The 17,093-nt window shown below is 66.0% G+C and carries 20 protein-coding genes; all 20 read left to right on the forward strand.

Features of this window, described 5'->3' with window-relative positions; genetic code table 11:
• The 20 genes from V6L75_RS15585 to V6L75_RS15680 all read left to right on the forward strand — a co-directional run bounded on the left by V6L75_RS15585 (position 1) and on the right by V6L75_RS15680 (position 17,085).
• Complete coding sequence (locus V6L75_RS15585; protein ID WP_334252407.1) at positions 1-567, forward strand: DUF3486 family protein; 567 nt, start codon at positions 1-3, stop codon at positions 565-567.
• A complete protein-coding gene (locus tag V6L75_RS15590; protein ID WP_334252408.1) occupies positions 564-2,195 on the forward strand; it encodes a terminase large subunit domain-containing protein in 1,632 nt (543 codons plus the stop codon). Before V6L75_RS15585 ends, V6L75_RS15590 begins: the two co-directional genes overlap by 4 nt.
• Before the next feature lie 2 nt (positions 2,196-2,197).
• Entirely contained in the window at positions 2,198-3,868 is a 1,671-nt protein-coding gene (locus V6L75_RS15595) for a DUF935 domain-containing protein (protein WP_334252409.1), read from the forward strand.
• Entirely contained in the window at positions 3,861-4,556 is a 696-nt protein-coding gene (locus V6L75_RS15600) for a phage head morphogenesis protein (protein WP_334252410.1), read from the forward strand. Before V6L75_RS15595 ends, V6L75_RS15600 begins: the two co-directional genes overlap by 8 nt.
• Entirely contained in the window at positions 4,553-5,074 is a 522-nt protein-coding gene (locus V6L75_RS15605; protein WP_334252411.1) for a phage virion morphogenesis protein, read from the forward strand. The genes V6L75_RS15600 and V6L75_RS15605 overlap by 4 nt, the downstream gene beginning before the upstream one ends.
• Positions 5,075-5,302: 228 nt before the next feature.
• Positions 5,303-6,259, forward strand: coding sequence for a phage protease (locus V6L75_RS15610; RefSeq protein ID WP_334252412.1), 957 nt, complete (start codon positions 5,303-5,305; stop codon positions 6,257-6,259).
• Between the two features lie 11 nt (positions 6,260-6,270).
• On the forward strand, positions 6,271-6,681 hold the full coding sequence (locus V6L75_RS15615; protein WP_334252413.1) for a hypothetical protein: 411 nt from the start codon (positions 6,271-6,273) through the stop codon (positions 6,679-6,681).
• 20 nt (positions 6,682-6,701) lie between these two features.
• A complete protein-coding gene (locus V6L75_RS15620; protein ID WP_334252414.1) occupies positions 6,702-7,595 on the forward strand; it encodes a Mu-like prophage major head subunit gpT family protein in 894 nt (297 codons plus the stop codon).
• 98 nt (positions 7,596-7,693) lie between these two features.
• The gene (locus V6L75_RS15625; RefSeq protein WP_334252415.1) at positions 7,694-8,062 is read left to right on the forward strand and encodes a hypothetical protein; all 369 of its coding nucleotides are present in this window, start codon (positions 7,694-7,696) and stop codon (positions 8,060-8,062) included.
• A complete protein-coding gene (locus tag V6L75_RS15630) occupies positions 8,062-8,496 on the forward strand; it encodes a DUF1320 domain-containing protein (protein ID WP_334252416.1) in 435 nt (144 codons plus the stop codon). Before V6L75_RS15625 ends, V6L75_RS15630 begins: the two co-directional genes overlap by 1 nt.
• The gene (locus V6L75_RS15635; protein ID WP_334252417.1) at positions 8,493-9,086 is read left to right on the forward strand and encodes a hypothetical protein; all 594 of its coding nucleotides are present in this window, start codon (positions 8,493-8,495) and stop codon (positions 9,084-9,086) included. The genes V6L75_RS15630 and V6L75_RS15635 overlap by 4 nt, the downstream gene beginning before the upstream one ends.
• An 18-nt stretch (positions 9,087-9,104) precedes the next feature.
• Positions 9,105-9,296 (forward strand): DUF2635 domain-containing protein, encoded by a 192-nt coding sequence (locus V6L75_RS15640; RefSeq protein WP_334252418.1) that lies wholly within the window; start codon positions 9,105-9,107, stop codon positions 9,294-9,296.
• Entirely contained in the window at positions 9,296-10,780 is a 1,485-nt protein-coding gene (locus tag V6L75_RS15645) for a phage tail sheath subtilisin-like domain-containing protein (RefSeq protein ID WP_334252419.1), read from the forward strand. The genes V6L75_RS15640 and V6L75_RS15645 overlap by 1 nt, the downstream gene beginning before the upstream one ends.
• A 12-nt stretch (positions 10,781-10,792) precedes the next feature.
• Positions 10,793-11,158, forward strand: coding sequence for a phage tail tube protein (locus V6L75_RS15650; RefSeq protein WP_334252420.1), 366 nt, complete (start codon positions 10,793-10,795; stop codon positions 11,156-11,158).
• Between the two features lie 47 nt (positions 11,159-11,205).
• Positions 11,206-11,661 carry a hypothetical protein gene (locus tag V6L75_RS15655; RefSeq protein ID WP_334252421.1) on the forward strand — a complete coding sequence of 152 codons (456 nt, stop codon included), beginning with the start codon at positions 11,206-11,208 and terminating at the stop codon, positions 11,659-11,661.
• A gap of 139 nt (positions 11,662-11,800) precedes the next feature.
• Complete coding sequence (locus tag V6L75_RS15660; protein ID WP_334252422.1) at positions 11,801-13,750, forward strand: phage tail tape measure protein; 1,950 nt, start codon at positions 11,801-11,803, stop codon at positions 13,748-13,750.
• 24 nt (positions 13,751-13,774) lie between these two features.
• The gene (locus V6L75_RS15665) at positions 13,775-15,025 is read left to right on the forward strand and encodes a DNA circularization N-terminal domain-containing protein (protein ID WP_334252423.1); all 1,251 of its coding nucleotides are present in this window, start codon (positions 13,775-13,777) and stop codon (positions 15,023-15,025) included.
• The gene (locus tag V6L75_RS15670) at positions 15,022-16,212 is read left to right on the forward strand and encodes a phage baseplate assembly protein (protein ID WP_334252424.1); all 1,191 of its coding nucleotides are present in this window, start codon (positions 15,022-15,024) and stop codon (positions 16,210-16,212) included. The genes V6L75_RS15665 and V6L75_RS15670 overlap by 4 nt, the downstream gene beginning before the upstream one ends.
• Positions 16,196-16,765, forward strand: coding sequence for a phage baseplate assembly protein domain-containing protein (locus tag V6L75_RS15675; protein ID WP_334252425.1), 570 nt, complete (start codon positions 16,196-16,198; stop codon positions 16,763-16,765). The genes V6L75_RS15670 and V6L75_RS15675 overlap by 17 nt, the downstream gene beginning before the upstream one ends.
• A 107-nt stretch (positions 16,766-16,872) precedes the next feature.
• Positions 16,873-17,085 (forward strand): hypothetical protein, encoded by a 213-nt coding sequence (locus V6L75_RS15680; RefSeq protein WP_334252426.1) that lies wholly within the window; start codon positions 16,873-16,875, stop codon positions 17,083-17,085.
• Positions 17,086-17,093 lie beyond the last annotated feature (8 nt).

Genomic DNA, 17,093 nt, shown 5'->3' on the forward strand with positions numbered 1-17,093 from the left:
ATGAGCGCGGACCGCAGCACCGGACGCGGGCGCCTGTCCTCGCTCGATCTCGTGCCCGAGGAGGGCCGCGATGACGTGATCTGGGCTCTGGGTGAGCTCAACAAACGCGAGCGCACACAGGCCGACATCCTGTTTGAGCTTAATGACCGTCTGGCCGTGCATGGCATCGAGCCGATCAGCCGGTCTGCGTTTTCGCGGGCGTCCATCCGCACTGCCCATGCAGCGCGCCGGATCTCCGAGGCCCGCGCCGTGTTTGCCGGGATCGCCGATCAGTTCACCCCGGAGAGCATCGACGAGAATTCGATTGTCCTCGGTGAGGTCATCAAAACGCTGATCCTCGAACTGCTGGACGATCCGGACCAGACGCCAAAAGGCGCCATGGAGCTGTCGCGTGCATTTTTGGCGACTATCCAGGCGCAGCGCATGTCCAGTGACCGGAGGCAAAAACTGCAGGCGGAGCTGGCGGCGAAAACTGCGCAGGCCGTTGACCGGGTCGGCCAGCGGCAGGGCCTCTCTGCCGAAATGGTCGATCAGATCAAGGCGCAGATCCTCGGGGTGAAATCATGAGTGCGCCACTCTCCCGCGATGACTGGGAACGCATCCGCCGCGCCAGCATGCAGGCATTTCCGAAAGTGCTGGACGGGCTGCCAGCCGATGGCGTGCTGCTGTCCTATCAGCAGGAGCTGTTCCAGGCTGTCTCCAGTCATGCGCTGGTGGCAACCGATAAATCCAGACGTGTCGGCGCCACCTGGGGCATTGGCGCGGCTGCCGTGCTGTTCTCCGGCGCCGAGCGCAGCGCAGGCGGCATGGACACGCTCTATATCGGCTATAATCTCGACATGGCGCGGGAGTTTATCGACACCTGCGCGATGTGGGCGCGGGCGTTCAATCAGGCCTGTTCCGAGGTGGGCGAGTTTTTGTTTGCCGAACAGGACGCAGGGGGCGCGGAGAAGCACATTCAGGCGTTCCGGATCCGCTTTGCTTCCGGGTTTGAGATTGTCGCCCTGTCCTCCCGGCCCCGCTCGCTGCGTGGCCGCCAGGGGTTTGTGATCCTCGACGAGTTTGCGTTTCACGATGACGCGGCCGAGCTGCTCAAGGCAGCCATGGCGCTGCTCATCTGGGGCGGGCGTGTGCTGGTGATCTCGACGCACAACGGCGTTGACAACCCGTTCAACGAGCTCTTGACCGAGATCCGGTCCGGCAAACGGCCGGGGGCCGTGGTGCGGGTGACGTTTGATGATGCGCTCGAACAGGGCCTCTATCAGCGGATCTGTCTGGTCACCGGAAAGACCTGGTCGCCACAGGCCGAGGCGGACTGGCGCGACCAGATCCGCCGCATCTACGGTTCTGCCGCCGACGAGGAACTGGACTGCATCCCGTCGATGGGCACCGGCGTCTATCTGACCACGGCGCAGATCGAGGCGGCAACCCATGCGGCGCCGGTGCTGCGGCTGACCTGCCCGGCCGGGTTCGAGCTGCTGCCAGAGGCGCAGCGCATCGCCTATGTCAATGACTGGCTGAGCGAGCATGCAGATCCGGTGCTCAAGACGCTGGATAAAACGCTGCGGCATTCATACGGCTTCGACTTTGCCCGCAGCGGTGACCTTTCGGTGTTCCTGCCCGTGGCGCAGGGGCAGGACCTGGTGCGGCGGGTGCCGTTCTCGATCGAGCTGCGCAATGTGCCATTCAAGCAGCAAGAGCAGCTGCTGTATTATGTCGTTGACCGGCTGCCGAGGTTCCACGCGGGCAAACATGATGCGCGCGGCAATGGCCAGTATCTGGCCGAGGTGGCACAGCAGAAATATGGCCAGCGTATCGAGGCGGTGATGCTGAGCCAGAGCTGGTATCTCGACAACACCCCCAAACTCAAAACCCGCATTGAGGAGCAGACATTCCTGCTGCCTGCCGATGCTGATGTGGTGTCAGACGTGCGGCAGCTGCGCCTGGTGCGCGGCATCCCGATGGTGCCGGACAAGGCCACGACACGCGGCGCCGATGGTGGCCAGCGCCATGGTGACACCGCGATTGCTGCCGTGCTCGCCAATGCGGCCTCGGAGGCGGATGTGACCGAATACGACTACCGCCCGGCCGGGTCGGCAGGAGCGGCGCTGCCAGGGGGCTCGGGGACGGGCGGGTTCTGGCGGCCGGATCACTCACGTGATGGCCGCGAAAACGACCGGGAGGGACTGCTGTGAGAGTGCCACGCATCAGACAGACAGAAGGGCTGGCGGCAGCTCCGGCGCGCACCGGGCCGGATGGGCAGCGTATGCCTGCGGCCGAGCTCGGCGGACCGGAGCGCTCCGGGCCGACTGTGGGCGGCGTGCGCGATCCGATCGGCGGCAACCCGTCTGCGGGCCTGACGCCCGGACGGCTCGCCTCGATCCTGCGCGCGGCCGTCGAAGGCCAATGGACCGATTATCTGGAATTGGCGGAAGAGATGGAAGAGCGGGACCCGCATTACCGGGCCGTTCTCGGTGTGCGCAAACGCTCGGTGGCGCAGCTGCCCATCACTGTGGAGGCGGCCAGCGACAGCCCGGCGCATGAGGAGCATGCAGATTTTATCCGGCGCTGGATCCGGCGCGGCACGCTGCGCCGTTCCCTGTTCGACATTATGGATGCTGCGGGCAAGGGCTTCTCGGCGCACGAAATCATCTGGGAGAGCAAACCGGCACACGTGTGGCCGCAGCGGATGCTGTACCGGCCGCAGCGGTGGTTTGATGCGGACATGATCGACCGCGACACGCCGCGACTGCGGGTCAACGGCGGGCACGAGGCGCTGCCGCAGCACCGCTATCTGCTGCATGTCCACAAGGACAAATCAGGCTCCCTCATCCGCTCGGGCATCGCCTATGCGGCGGCGTGGAGCTGGATGATGAAACGCTTCACCGACCACGACTGGGCGCAGTTTGTGCGGGCCTACGGCCAGCCGATCCGGCTCGGCAAATATGATCCGAACTCCAGCGAGGAGGATCGGCAGCGTCTGTGGCAGGCGGTGCGCATGATCGCCGGTGATCTCGCCGCGATCATTCCGGAGGGCATGAGCGTCGAGTTTATTTCGGCCCTCGGCTCCGGGGCCAATCCGGAGGTGCAGGAGCGCCGCAGCGCCTATCTGGATCAGCAGATCTCCAAACTGGTGCTCGGGCAGACAACTACCACGGACGCCATCTCCGGCGGCCACGCGGTCAGCCAGGAGCACAGAGAGGTGGCCGGTGACATCGAGCGTGCCGACGCGCTGCTGCTGTCAGCCTCGATCACCGAGCAGCTCGTGCCCTGGATTATCTCCCTCAATTTCGGGCCGCAGGAGGATTACCCGGTGGTCTCGATCGGCCGTCCGGACGAAATGCCGATCGGTGAGTGGGTGGCCGCGATCAAGGATTTGGCGCCATTGGGCCTGCGCGTCGAGACATCGCAGATTTATGACCGCCTCGGCATCGAAGAGCCGGCGGAAGACGCAGAGACGATTGGCGGGGTGCAGGCTGCGCCGCTCGATCCGCTGGCCGGGCTGTTTGCCCGTGAGGGCCGTCCAGGCCGTCCGGCAGCCGGGCGCACCGATCCGATGCTGGTGGGGCCCTATCGCGTGTTTGTCGAGCGGATGGCAGCGGTTGCAGCCGAGCAGGAGATTGCCGAGGCGCTGGCGGCACGGGCGGCGCGCGAGGCGGGCCCGGCGCTGGGGGAGCTGACCGGGCAGATCCGGGCCGAGGTGATGGCCGCCAGGGACATGGCCGACCTGAAGGACCGGCTCTCCCGTCTCAAACTAGACCCGCGCGGGTTTGCTGCGGCGATGGGCCGGGCGATCGAGCTGGCGCAGATGACCGGGCGGGCTGCCGTGCTGGAGGATCTGCGGGCAGAGGATGAGGCCGATGGCTGACAGCATTGCCGACGCCCTGAAACTGCCGTTCCGCGAGGCAATCGAATTTTTCCTCGGCAAAACCAATCTGCCCACCACGCGGTGGCAGGACAATTACGGCCGGAGCAATGCGCGGGCGTTCTCTGTCGCCGGAGCCATGTGCGATGATCTGATCGCCGATTTCCGCGAGGAGATCACCCGCGCCCTGACCGATGGCACGACGCTGGAGGAGTTCCGGACCGCATTTGACGACATCGTGACGCGGCATGGTTGGGAGCATGTGGGGGAGCCCGGCTGGCGCGCCCGCGTGATCTACGAGACCAACCTCTCCACCGCATATTCGGCCGGGCGCTATGTGCAGATGACCGAGCCGGAGACGCTCGCTGCATTTCCGTATTGGGAGTACGTGCATTCGGGGGCGCGCGATCCCCGCCCGGATCATCTTGCCTGGGATGGCCTCTGCCTCGCGGCGGATGATCCCTGGTGGGACACCCATTACCCGCCCAACGGCTGGGGCTGCGGTTGCCGCGTGCGGGTTCTGTCACGCCGTGGCCTTGCCCGGCGCGGGCGCCAGGGGCCGGATCAGGCACCGCCGATTGTCCGCGTGCCCTATCTCGACCCGGCCACCGGCGAGCGGCGGATGGTGCCTGCGGGCATCGATCCGGGTTTTGAGTACAACCCGGGCAAAGCCTGGAAGGATGCGGCATGACATCGATCGAGGTTAAAATCGAGACCGGCCCCGCCGCAGAGGCACTGGAGCGGGCAGCGCAGGTCCTCAGCGATGACCAGCCGCTGCTGCGGGCCATCGGCACCGGCCTCGTCGAGGTTACACGCGACCGGTTCGCCAGTGGCACGGATCCGCAGGGGCAGCCCTGGGCACCTCTCAATCCCCTCTATGCAGCCACCAAACGGGGCCCTGGCATATTGCGTGAGAGCGGCATGCGCGGCGGTTTGATGGCCTCGATCACATTTGACACCGCGCCCGGCGAGCTGCGCGTCGGCACCAATAAGGTATATGGCGCCGTGCATCAGTTTGGTGGCACCATCCTGCCCAAGGCAAAGCGCGCGCTCGCGTTCCGGATCGGCGGCGAGTTTGTCATGGCGCGGTCTGTCACCCTCCCGGCGCGGCCGTTCCTGGGCATCGGACCCGAGGATGAGGAGATGATCCTGGACGTGACCGAAGGCGTCATCGAGCGCGCTCTCGACAGCGGCAGCGCCACGCGCTAACCTGCATCGCAATCGGGCCCGGACGGCCCGCCCGCCCTCCGGTGGCTGCACAGGCACTCCGGACGGCGATTAAGAGGCGTAAGAGGCGCCTAAGAGGCATCATTAAGGCCTCGCCCCTACCATCGGGGCCGAATACCTCTCCCGCCTCTCAGTGGCCGATTTTCGGGATGATCCACCCTAGAGCGCTCTAGTCTGATCTGCCGCGCCTCTGCCCGGCATGATCAGCCCATGAAACGCAATCACCGCACCGCCCTGTTTTTCGAGTTTGCGCCCGCTGCAGCCAGCGATGCTGGCGGCACCGTGCCGGACTGGATCCACCTCTGCCTGTCCGGAACGTTCCGCGCGAAGGACGGACGCGGGCCGTTCACGGTGGCAGACCCTGCCGCCCTGGTCGCAGCGAGCCTGTCGCGCCTGCCCATGCCGGTCGATCAGGACCACGCCACCGACATCACCAAGAAGAGCGGCTGCACGGCTCCGGCGCGCGGCTGGATCGTCGAACTGGAGGCGCGCGCCGATGGCGTGTGGGGCCGCGTCGAGTGGACCGGAACCGGACGGGCTCTGCTGGCGGACCGCGCCTATCGCGGCATCTCGCCGGTGATCACCTACGACGACACTGGCCGCGTGCTGCAGATCCTGCGGGCGGCCCTGACCAATGATCCGGCACTGGATCAACTCACCACCCTCATGATGAGCGAGGACACCTCAATGGATTGGCGTGCAAAAATGATCGAGATGCTCGGTCTGGCGGATACGGCCAGCGATGACGAGCTGATGGCGGCTCTTCGGGCCCGCCTCGCCGGTGGCGAGGGGCAGGCCGCGATGAGCGCTGACGTGGCCAATGAGCTGCGGGCGCAGCTGGCGGCCGTGACGGCACAGGTGACCACGCTCAAACTGGAGAGTGCCACCGCCCAGGCCGCAGCGCTGACGGCCGAGGCAACCCGCATCGTTGATGCGGCGATCACCGAGGGCAAGCCGATCAAACCGGCCCGTGACAACTGGATCCAGATGATGGCGGCCGATCCGGAGCGCACCAAAGCCGCGCTCGCCGCGATCCCGTCGATCAACGGCGCGCCGATCACCGGCGAGGATGGCCAGAAACAGGCCGCGCTGTCTGCCGACGAGCAGGCTGTCGTCAAGATGCTGGGTCTCACCACCGAGGCCTATCTCGCCGCCAAATCTGACTGAGGACCACGGACATGGTTGCTATGACGAAGGACCGCGCGGTCCGCTCCCGCGCACTCACCACGCACTCGGATCCGGTCGCCGCTGACGCGGTGATCTACACCGGTGCGCTGGTCTGCCTCAATGCGGCAGGCAATGCGGTGCCGGGCTCCACCTCGACGACGCTCAAGGCTCGTGGCGTCGCCACAGACCGGGTCAACAACACGGGCGGCGCGGCCGGGGATGTGCGCGTCACGTCTGAGGTGGGCGTGTTCGCGTTCGCCAACTCTGCCTCGGCCGACGAGATCACCCGGGCCGACATCGGCGCCACGGCCTACATCGTCGATGACCAGACGGTGGCCAAAACCAGCGGGTCGAGCACCCGCTCTGCGGCTGGCCGCATCATCGACGTGGATGCCGCTGGCGTCTGGGTCGAGATCGCCTGAGCCTCTGAAGGAGACATAAGATGATCGTTAATGGTGAAAATCTCCGGACGCTGGGTGTGGCGTTCAAGGCGAATTTCCAGGCCGGTCTCGGCATGCACGCCAGCCAGTGGTCGCAGATCGCGACCGAGGTGCCGTCCACCACGGCCAGCAATGACTACGGCTGGCTGGGTCAGTTCCCCAGCATGCGGAAGTGGCTGGGAGACCGCGTCGTCAACCGGGCATCGGCACACAAATATGCAATCGACAATGAGGATTACGAGCTGACAGTCTCGGTCCGGAAGACGCATATCCAGGATGACAACATCGGCATCTACAAACCGATGTTCGAGGAGATGGGCCGGGCGACGGCTGCGCATCCGGACGAGGACATTTTCGGACTGCTCGCCAAGGGCTGGGACACCGAGTGCTATGACGGTCAGGCGTTTTTCGACACGGATCATCCTCGTCTCAATGCGGCAGGGGAGACGGTGACCGTCAGCAACAGCGGCGGTGGATCTGGCGCGCCCTGGTTCCTGATGGACGTTTCCCGCGCGCTCAAGCCGCTGATCTACCAGACTCGTCAGCCCGCGCAGTTTGTCTCCATGGATCAGCCGGACAACGAAAACGTGTTCATGCGCAAGGAATTCATCTACGGCGTCGATTGCCGCGATGCGGTCGGGTTCGGGTTCTGGCAGATGGCCTATGGCTCCAAACAGGAACTGACAGCAGCTAACTACGCTGCCGCCCGTGCCGCGTTGGAGGGGCAGCTCGGCGACTATGACCGGCCGCTCGGCCTGCAAGCAACGCTGCTCGTGGTGCCCTCGTCGCTGGAGGGCAAGGCCCTCGAAATCCTCAACGCCGAACGCAATACCGCCGGTGCCACCAACGTGTGGCGCAATACGGCGCAGCTGCTGAAATCCCCCTGGATCCGCTGACAGCGGGTCCAGCCTCCCAGACTACCCCGCCAGGCTGACTGGCGGGGGCTTTTCCAGAGGGGCTGTTGAGCCTTCCCGGCAAGGCAAAGGAGCGTGACATGGACGATCTCACCCGGCTCAAGGGCATTGGCAAGGCTGGCGCGAAGGCACTGGCGGATGCCGGTCTCACCACGTTTGCGGCCGTCGCTGCGTCATATGGATCGCGCCCGGAGGGCCTGGCGGCGTCAGTGGACTGGGCTGAGGTGGTGACCGATGCGGCGGGGCTTTCTGCTGCCAACGTGCTGGCCGGTCAGCCGGATGCGCCTGCAGGTCCCGCCCTCATCATCACCGGCCCCAAGCGCGGCCGGTGGCGCGCCGGGCGGCACTTCGGGCCGCAGGCTGTGACGATCCGGCTCACGGACCTGACCGGGGATGAAATTGCCGCGTTGCGGGCAGATCCGGCGCTGACTGTCGAGGAGGCTGTCTGATGTATGCGGCCCTGACCGACATGGTGAGCCTGTATGGCGAGGCCGAGATCCTGCGTCTGGGCGCGCTCGATGGCGATTTCCCGGATCAGGTCACGGATCTGCGCGTTGAGGCCCGCGTGGCCCGTGCGCTCGACTCGGCTACGGACCTCATCGACAGCTATCTGCGCAAACGCTACCGCACGCCTCTGGAGACTGTGCAGGCCTCGATCCGCGATGCCGCCTGCGCCATTGCCCGCCACACGCTGGCGAGCACCGGCCAGACCTCGCCGAGCGAGGACGTGGCCCGCCAGTACCGGACCACGCTCGACTGGCTCGGCCAGATTGCGCGGGGCGTCGTGACGCTCGAAGGGGCGGCCCCGGTGGCGCAGGCCTCGGCGGCGCAGTTTCAGGACCGCGATCCGATCTATGACACCGGTGCGGGAGGGATGTGGTGAGCGCTGTCGCGGACCCTGTCTCGCATCTGCTGGATACCCTGCGCTCTGTGCTGCAGCAGGCGTTCCCGGCTGGCGAGTGGCAGTACAGCGAGCAACACGAGATGATGAGCCCGAGCGAGTTCTCGGCTCTCATCTCCCGTCTGCCGCATATCGCCCTCGCCTGGACCGGCTGGCGCTCAGATGGCACAGGCCAGCGCAACTACAAGGGCGCGCTCAATTTCCGGATCTGGATCGTCGTCAAGCATCCCGAGCTCAAGGGCCGGTTGCGCGGCGATCCGCGCGGGCCGGGGCTCTATGCCAGCGCGATCCGCGCGGCGCAGCTTCTGCACGGGCGCCTGATCAAAGATTTTGGCAGCGTGGCGCTGACCTCGATTGCGCCCGCCTACGCTGAAGGTTTTGCCGGAGAGCATCTGGCACTCGCCGTGATCGAGGGCGGCGTGATGACCACGCTGGGCGACGCGGGCGGGATCGTAGCCGGGCTGCCTGATTTTACCGGGCTGGCTGTGGACTGGGAGCTGGCGCGCCAGACCGGCAGCGCCACCGCCCCGGATGCTGAGGACGATATCACCCTGCCGGGCGCAACCGGCTGAACGAGTGGGGAGCCGATCATGGCCAAGACGATGACATTGATTGAGGCGCCGGGCCGCACAGTGCCCCAGGCAGACGGCCAGCCCTGGCCGGAAGGCGGCCTGACTGTGACGCTGCCCGCCAGCACCTACATCCGCCGCCGCCTGCGCGATGGCGACCTGATCGAGGCTGCGCCGGTCAAGCGCACCCGCACTGAGAAGGAGGCCAGCTAATGGCTGTGATCCCTGCATTTGACGAGATCCCGCTGGACTGGCGCGTGCCAGGCGCGGACCTCGAAATCCGGCCGACCTATACCGAGGCCGGGCTGTTTGATTACCCGGCGCGCGGTCTGATCATCGCGCCGATGCTCTCGACCGGCACGGCCGAGGCCGGGCGGCTCTACCGTGTCACGCGGCCATCCGATGGCATCGCTCTGTGCGGGGCCGGTTCGATCGGCGCGGCGATGATCGAGGCGGCGCGCACCGCCAACCGCAGCTCGGATCTGTGGATGGTGGCCATTCCGGATGCAGCCGGCGCAACCGCCGCAACGGGCAAAATTTCGTTTGGCAACGCACTCGGTGCCGGGGCTCTGGCCGTCTATATCGGCGGGCGGCGCGTGCGCATCGTCCTCACCACCTCCATGACCGCACCGCAGCGCGCCGCTGCCCTGGTGGCGGCGATCAATGCTGACACGGCCATGCCCGTGGCCGCAGCACAGGGCACAGATGCAGCCACCCATGAGGTGCTGCTGACGGCCCGGCACGGCGGCGAGACCGGCAATGACATCCTGATCCGCCTCGGCCTGCAGGCCGATGAGGTGCTGCCCGCTGGCGCACAGGTGACCGTGACCGCCATGTCGGGCGGCGCGGGTGATCCGGACGTGCAGGATGCGATCGACGCGATCAACGAGCAGAAATTCGACGCGATCGCGTTGCCGTGGACGGGCGATGCCAATCTCACCGTGCTGGCAGAGGAGCTGCGCCAGCGCTACACGGCCATGGCCCGGCTGGATGGCCACGGCTATGCAGGCCTGCGCGGCACATTTGGCCAGCTGACGACGAAGGGTACGGTGACCAACTCGCCGCATCTCACACTGATCGGTGCCGATGCCTCGCCCACGCCGCCGTGGATCTGGGCCGCGACCCTGATGGCTGTGTCGATTTTCCATTTGACGCAGGACCCTGCGCGCCAGCTGCGCACGCTGCAGCTGCCCGGCGTCATCGCGCCGGACCCGGCGAGCCTGTTCTCGGAGACCGAGCAGGATCTGCTGCTGCGCTCCGGGATCTCGACATTCACGGCTGGCACGGACCGCTCGGTCTATCTGAGCCGTGTGATCACCACATACCGGCAGACGGCCCTCGGCACGGCGGACAGCGCCTGGCTGGACATCAATGTCCCCGTGACCCTGTCGCGGATCCGCTACGACTGGCGCGCGACGATGCAGCTCACCTATCCGCGCCATAAACTGGCGGAGGATGGCAGCATCGCTGAGGCCCATTCCAAGGTGGTGGCCACGCCCCGCAAGGTGCGCGGCACCTGGGCGGCGCGCTGCAATGTCTATGGCCGTGCAGGCTGGATCCGCGATGTCAAGCGGACGCTGGAGAGCGCCACGTTCATGATCGACCCGAACGAGAAGAACCAGATGCTGGCCAACATGCCGGTCAACATCATCGGCAATCTCATCCGTTTCAACGGCGTCCTCGAATTCGAGGCCTGATAGGAGGCAACAATGGCGCAGGTTTTGGGTGTCGTGCAGATTTTCTGGCGCGGCGAGGAAATTCCGGTCGAGACCGGGGCAACGTACCGGCCCGCAGGCTTGACGCAGGCCCCGGTGTCATACGGGCGGCGGTCCGGCTACGCGCAGACATTTGCACAGGGCGAGTGCACGGCCACGACCAATCTGGAGCGCGGTCAGTCGCTGGATGCGCTGCTGGCGCGTGGCGAGGGCGAGCTGCAGGTGATCTGCGACACCGGTCAGACGTGGGTGCATGCGGATGCGTTCCTGTCCGGCGAAATGCCCACCGTCACCGGTGGTGAGGGCGGCAAGATCCCGCTGACCTGGGCGTTTGGCGAGGGCGAGGAAATCCGCGCCTGAGGCTGGTTTGAGGCAGGGCGCAGAGCCCCGAAAGAGAGAGACGAGACATGACCAAGACCCGGGAAATCGACGTGTCTGACGTTGTCATCGAGGACGAGGAGGAGGCCGTGGCGCTGGCTCCCGCGCCTGCTGATGACGTGGTGCAGGAGGATGAGACGGCAGACATCGCCGTGCTGCCGCGTGGTGCCGTTGAGCAGGCCGATGGCAGCGTGCTGCTGACCCTTGACCGGCCCGTGAACATCACGTTCCAGCGCCGCGACCGTGGCACCCGCCGCGAGACCATCACGGCCCTGCAGTTCTACCGGCTGACCGGCAAGGATCTGACCGAGATCACCAACGCGGCCGAGAAGGTGCGCGAGCGGGTGGCATTCGCGCTGTCGCTCCGCAAGAACAAAGCGGCGACCAACGGCATTTTTGACCGGATGGACGCAGCGGACATCGCCCGGGCGAGCCGGGTCCTCGAATATTTTTTGGGGAGTGGCCCGACGACTGGGCGGAGCTGATCGGCGAGACAGCCGAGTTTTATGGCGGCGGCTGGAGTGATGCTGCCGCCTGCACCTGGCCTGAGCTGATGCTGCGGCGCGGGGTTGCCGCCCGGCTCAGTGAAAAGCGGCGCAAGGCGGCCGAGAGCAAGGGCACCCGATGAAAAACCTAGCCGTCTCTGTCCTGGTCAATCTGCGGGACCGCCTCTCCGGCGGTCTCGGCGGCCTGTCCCGCCGTCTGGCTGCGCTCGGCACTCTCGGCCGCCGCCTCGGCCTCGACCGCGTTGGGAGGTCACTCGGCAACGTCGGCCGTGCGGCCGGGCAGCTGGCCGTCAAAATCGGCGCATTGCTGGGCAGCGGCGGTGGTGGCCTCCTCCTCATGGTGCAGACCGTGGCCTCGACCGCACGCGAGCTGACCGCCATGGCACAGCGTGCAGGCACGGCAACCCAGGCGCTGCAGGAGCTGGCGGCGGTCGGTTCCCGTCGCGGGGTCGGCATGGATGCGCTGGTCGATGGCCTGAAGGAAATGCAGCTGCGCGCGGATGAGTTCATCCTCACCGGAGAGGGCTCAGCGAAAGAAGCGTTTGAGAGATTGGGCCTGTCCGCCAATGATCTGGCGGCTGGCCTGAAGCAGCCGGACAAACTGTTTGAGGACATCATCGGCAGGCTGGGCCAGTTCGACAAGGCGGCGCAGATCCGCATCTCTGATGAGATTTTCGGCGGCACGGGCGGCGAGCAATTCGTGCAGATGATCGAGCTCGGAACCGATGGCATCAAGCGCATGCGTGCGGCGGCGCGTGAGCAGGGCCTCGTGTTCGACGAGGAGCAGCTCAAGGGCCTCAACGCATTCTCGTCATCACTGCAGGATCTGACAGAGCGGCTCACCGGACTGGTCAAGATCATCAGCGCCAAACTTGCGCCTGTGCTGACACCAGTGATTGACGAGATGGTGCGTTTCATCGACGCCAACCGGCCCGAGATCATTGACCGCATGATGAGCGCGATCGAGCAGCTGGGCACGGCCGTGATGAGCGGGATCTCTGCATTCAGGCAGATCACCGAAGCCCTCGGTGGGCTCGATACGATCCTGGTGACAGTAGCGGCCGTGATGAGCGGGCAGCTGATCGTAGCTGTCTACAGCCTCGGCGCTGCGCTGATTGCAACGCCGGTCGGCTGGTTCCTGGGCGCTATGGCCGCGATCGCGGCGGCGGCATATCTGATCTACGACAATTGGAGCGGCATAACTGCGTTTTTCGAAGAGATCTTTGCGAGTGATCAGATCTACGCGTTTGGCGCAGCGTTGATGATGACGCCTGTGGGCTGGTTCCTCGCATCTATCGCAGCCATCGCTGGCGCAGCCTATCTGATCTACGACAACTGGCGCGGTATAGCCGCATTTTTCCGCGATCTCTGGGGCAGGATTAAAGGGCCTCTGGCCGCCACTTGGGAAACTATCAAGACTGTCCTCAGCTACCACCCGTTGCCACTGATCATCTCCAACTGGGATCAGATCACCGCATTTTTTGCTGGACTTTGGAGCCGCATCCTCTCGGGCCTGTCTGCGGCCTGGGAGGGGATCAAAACCATTCTCAGCTACCACCCGCTCGCGCTGATCATCTCCAATTGGGATCAGATCGTCACGTTTTTCAGTGGCCTCGGCAAACGCATGGCCGATGCGCTGCGAACCGGTGTTGCCGAGCTGCTGGCCATCGGCGGCGAGCTGATGCAGGCGCTGTGGGATGGGATCAAGACCAAGATCGATGAGATGATGGCCTGGCTCGCTGAGGTGCCGGGCCGGATCACCGGCGTGTTCGACGGTGTTGGCGCGTCGATCGGGTCATTTTTTGGCATGGGTGGTGATGAGCCTGCGCCCGCTCCGGCGCCGGGCGCGGCGGGCCAGCTGGGCCGCATTGCCGGGGCTGGCGCTGCGGCCTCGGCTGCGGCCTATCAGGCGCCTGCAGGGGCGGTGGCAGCTCAGCAGCAGGAGGCCAAGGTGGGCGGCAAGGTGGTCCTCGAAGTGATCGGCCCGGCACAGGTCCGGTCCGTCAACTCAACCAACTCGGATGCGCCGATCGTCATGGACCGTGGCCAGTCGCTCGGTGCCCCGTAACACCATCCTGAGAGGGCTCTGACCATGTTCTCATCCACCTCTGATCTGCTACCCGGCCTCCGGCAGGGTTCGTTCCGTGGGGTGCCATTCGAGATCATCGACATCTCGCACGAGGTGGGGCGCCGTATCGTCACGCATTTTTTCCCCGGTGTCGATGCGCAGGCCCGTGAAGATCAGGGCCGTCTCGACGGGCCGGTGAGTGTCGCCGGGTTCGTCATCGGTGATGACTATGTTGCGCGGGCCCGGGCGCTGGAGGCGGCGCTCGCACAGCCCGGTCCCGGCACGCTGGTGCACCCGTGGCTCGGCGAGATGCTGGTGGTGGTGCCGCCCGGCGCCAGCATCCGGTTTTCGACCGGCGAATTGCGGGTGGCGCGTGTCGATGTGCAGTTTGAGCGGACGGTAGCGCAGCTCGCACCGGCCCAGGCGACAGCCAGCCGGCTGACCGGGGCGGCCGCAGCGCTGCGCAGCGGCGCAGGTGCGATGCTGGCGGCCTCGCTGGCCTCGCGTCTCGCACCCGTCGATGCCATTGCCTCTGCCCTCGATGTCAGCACCGGCCTCGTGCAGAGCGCCATCAGTACGGCGGCGCAGCTGGCCTCCGGAGCCTCGCTGTCTGACAGTCTGTCGAGCCTCCTGCGGGCCGTGACAGCTGACCCGTCCGCCAGCGCAGTGGCTGGCACCGTGCCCGATCTCGCACGGGTGATCATGCAGGCTGCGCGGCCCCGGCCCCGGCCTGCCATCGCCCCAGGCGGCACGGCCACACCAACCGCTACCACGCTCGCTGCGGCCGATGGCGCCCGCCTGGCGCTGGCTCTGGCAGCGCAGGCAGCCAGCCTGACCACGCTCACGCCGGTGCAGGCTGCTGCCCGTGCCGGACACCATGCAGCGCTGACCAGCGCTGCGGCCGAGAGTGCGGTGCGCATTGCGTTTTCCTCGCGGGAGGAGGCCTATGGCTGGCGCGATGATCTCGACACGGCTCTGTCCGTGTCAGTGCAGCTGACAGCGGCAATGACTACGGCACTGCCCGGACCGGCCGCAGCCGTGAGCCGGGGCCTGCGGGATCTGCGCGCGGCTCTCTATGCCGACCTCAACGAGATCATCGGCCGGTTGCCGCGTACGGTCATCGTGCCGGGCGGCGTGCCTGCGCTGTTGATTGCCTATGATCTGGCCGCCGATCAGCCCGCCCGCGTGGCTGACGTCGCGGCGGACATCACCCGCCGTAACCGGCTGGCCCATCCGGCCGTGACGCCTCTGACCGGTGTGGAGGTGCTGCGATGAGTGCCACACGTGCCGTCTCTGTCAGCGTGAATGGTATGGTGCTGGACCGCTGGACCAGCGTTGCCATCAATCGGGATCTCGGCGAGATCTGCGGATCGTTTGAACTGACCCTGCGCGATGACGCGCGCTCTCTCGCCGCATGGCCCTATGGGACGCCGGGCCAGATCGGCCCGCTGCTGCTGAGCCAGCCGGTCGAGATCTCGGTCTATGGCCAGGTGGTGCTGCGCGGCTGGGTCGAGGCCGTGGAGCAGAGCTATCAGGAGGGTGAGGCATCGCTGACGATCGCGGGCCGTGACATTGCCGGTGATCTGGTCGATTGCACGGCCGGGCCCGAGGGTCCGGTGGAGTTCAAGAGCTTGCGCCTGGAGGAGTTTGCCGAGCGGCTGTGTGCGCCATTCGGTATCGGCGTTCGCTGTGACGTGGACACGGGCGAGCCGTTCGAAAAAATCAGCGTGGACGTTACAGAGACGGTGCTCTCTGCCATCGAGAAATATGCGCGGCAGCGTGAGGTGCTGGTGACATCGGATGGCATCGCAGATCTAGTGCTGACCCGCTCCGGCCAGACCCGGGCGGCGGCGGATATCAAAGGGCCTGGGCCGGGCGTGCTGATGGTGCGCGGGCAGTTTTCGGCGACGGACCGGTTTTCCGACTACTACGTCAAGGGACAGGCGCCCCGCGCTGGCGGGCAGCGGGCCAGCGCTGCGCCGATGACCGCAGGCTCGCTGCCTGCGGTGCGCGGCGATGAGGCCTCGCGCTACCGGGCAGCCAATGGTGGCGGCCAGATCAAGAGCAAGCGCGAGGCGGGCCTGCCCACCCGCGAAGCGGCTGGGGTGACCGTACTCGGCCATGCGCGCGATACCGAGATCACGCGCTACCGGCCCATGGTGACGCTGCTCAAAGCCAGCGGCAAAGACGCGGACGCGCAGAGCCAGGCTGACTGGATGGCCCGTGTCCACCGGGCACGCGGTGACAATCTGGTGATTGCCCTGCAGGGCTGGCGGGCAGCGGGACAGCTGTGGCAGCCGAACTGCCTCACCCGCGTGACGGACCGGTTCATGATGGTGGACCGTGACTATCTCATTGCCGGGGTGCGCTACGGATACGGTGAGGGTGAGGGCGAGGTGGCCGAGCTGCGGGTGACCGGGCCGGAGGCCTATGATCCGGAGGCAGATGATGCGGCCGCGTGAGATTGCTCATTACGTGCGTGGCCTCGTCTCCCGGGCCGTGGTGCGCGGCACCAGCGACACGGGAGAGACCCAAACGGCCGATGTGACCACCCATGCCTATGCCGACCGGGACGGCATCGAGATCGTGCAGCCCTTCGGCCTCGCGTCCCGGCCGCGCTCGGGCGGTCTCATGGTGGTGCTGGCGGTGGGTGGTGACCAGGGCGATCTCGTCGGCCTGCCGGTGAGCGTGCCCGCCGACCGGTTCGGCGGCCTGGCCGAGGGCGAGACGGCGATCTACGGCGCCGATGGCAGCCGCGTCCATATCAAGGCGGATGGCTCCATTGACGTTCTGGCGCAGACCAGACTGACGGCCACCGTGGGCGGCGGCGCGCAGATAGAGGTGACGCCGGAGGCCATCAAAACCACGGTCGGCGGCACCAGCCTGATCCACACGGCCGGTGGCTGGGATTTTCAGGGCGGCAGCATCACCCATGATGGTGTGCCGTTCGACAAGACGCACATTCACGATGGCGTCGTGCCGGGTGGCGGCACCAGCGGCACGCCGGTGGGCTGATTTTTTCCGAAGGGCCTGCGTTTTTCCTGTTGCGTTTGTAGTTCGAATGAACTACAAAGAGTACATGAGCGGCGGCGATGACGCCGAAGCCAAGACAGGAGACAGACATGAAGCCTCTCACCGAGAATATGCAGGTTGCTCTAAATGCTCTGCCCCTGACATGGAGCATGCGTATGGGCAAAATGATCCCTCACAATTTTCCCGCAGGTGTCACAAAGGGCACGATTGACGCACTGCGCGAACGCCGCTTGATCAACGTTACGAAAACCGGCAGCAGCTACACCGCCGAGCTGAATTCAGATCAGTCCATCAACGGATAACGAAGATA

Source organism: Pannonibacter anstelovis (assembly GCF_036881715.1).
Classification (GTDB): Bacteria; Pseudomonadota; Alphaproteobacteria; order Rhizobiales; family Stappiaceae; genus Pannonibacter; species Pannonibacter anstelovis.

What these genes read in the sequence shown, in the direction of transcription:
- V6L75_RS15585 (WP_334252407.1), top strand. Translation starts at nt 1, where the DNA reads ATGAGCGCGGACCGCAGCACCGGACGCGGGCGCCTGTCCTCGCTCGAT.
- V6L75_RS15590 (WP_334252408.1), top strand. Translation starts at nt 564, where the DNA reads ATGAGTGCGCCACTCTCCCGCGATGACTGGGAACGCATCCGCCGCGCC.
- V6L75_RS15600 (WP_334252410.1), top strand. Translation starts at nt 3,861, where the DNA reads ATGGCTGACAGCATTGCCGACGCCCTGAAACTGCCGTTCCGCGAGGCA.
- V6L75_RS15605 (WP_334252411.1), top strand. Translation starts at nt 4,553, where the DNA reads ATGACATCGATCGAGGTTAAAATCGAGACCGGCCCCGCCGCAGAGGCA.
- V6L75_RS15610 (WP_334252412.1), top strand. Translation starts at nt 5,303, where the DNA reads ATGAAACGCAATCACCGCACCGCCCTGTTTTTCGAGTTTGCGCCCGCT.
- V6L75_RS15615 (WP_334252413.1), top strand. Translation starts at nt 6,271, where the DNA reads ATGGTTGCTATGACGAAGGACCGCGCGGTCCGCTCCCGCGCACTCACC.
- V6L75_RS15620 (WP_334252414.1), top strand. Translation starts at nt 6,702, where the DNA reads ATGATCGTTAATGGTGAAAATCTCCGGACGCTGGGTGTGGCGTTCAAG.
- V6L75_RS15625 (WP_334252415.1), top strand. Translation starts at nt 7,694, where the DNA reads ATGGACGATCTCACCCGGCTCAAGGGCATTGGCAAGGCTGGCGCGAAG.
- V6L75_RS15630 (WP_334252416.1), top strand. Translation starts at nt 8,062, where the DNA reads ATGTATGCGGCCCTGACCGACATGGTGAGCCTGTATGGCGAGGCCGAG.
- V6L75_RS15640 (WP_334252418.1), top strand. Translation starts at nt 9,105, where the DNA reads ATGGCCAAGACGATGACATTGATTGAGGCGCCGGGCCGCACAGTGCCC.
- V6L75_RS15645 (WP_334252419.1), top strand. Translation starts at nt 9,296, where the DNA reads ATGGCTGTGATCCCTGCATTTGACGAGATCCCGCTGGACTGGCGCGTG.
- V6L75_RS15650 (WP_334252420.1), top strand. Translation starts at nt 10,793, where the DNA reads ATGGCGCAGGTTTTGGGTGTCGTGCAGATTTTCTGGCGCGGCGAGGAA.
- V6L75_RS15655 (WP_334252421.1), top strand. Translation starts at nt 11,206, where the DNA reads ATGACCAAGACCCGGGAAATCGACGTGTCTGACGTTGTCATCGAGGAC.
- V6L75_RS15660 (WP_334252422.1), top strand. Translation starts at nt 11,801, where the DNA reads ATGAAAAACCTAGCCGTCTCTGTCCTGGTCAATCTGCGGGACCGCCTC.
- V6L75_RS15665 (WP_334252423.1), top strand. Translation starts at nt 13,775, where the DNA reads ATGTTCTCATCCACCTCTGATCTGCTACCCGGCCTCCGGCAGGGTTCG.
- V6L75_RS15670 (WP_334252424.1), top strand. Translation starts at nt 15,022, where the DNA reads ATGAGTGCCACACGTGCCGTCTCTGTCAGCGTGAATGGTATGGTGCTG.
- V6L75_RS15675 (WP_334252425.1), top strand. Translation starts at nt 16,196, where the DNA reads ATGATGCGGCCGCGTGAGATTGCTCATTACGTGCGTGGCCTCGTCTCC.
- V6L75_RS15680 (WP_334252426.1), top strand. Translation starts at nt 16,873, where the DNA reads ATGAAGCCTCTCACCGAGAATATGCAGGTTGCTCTAAATGCTCTGCCC.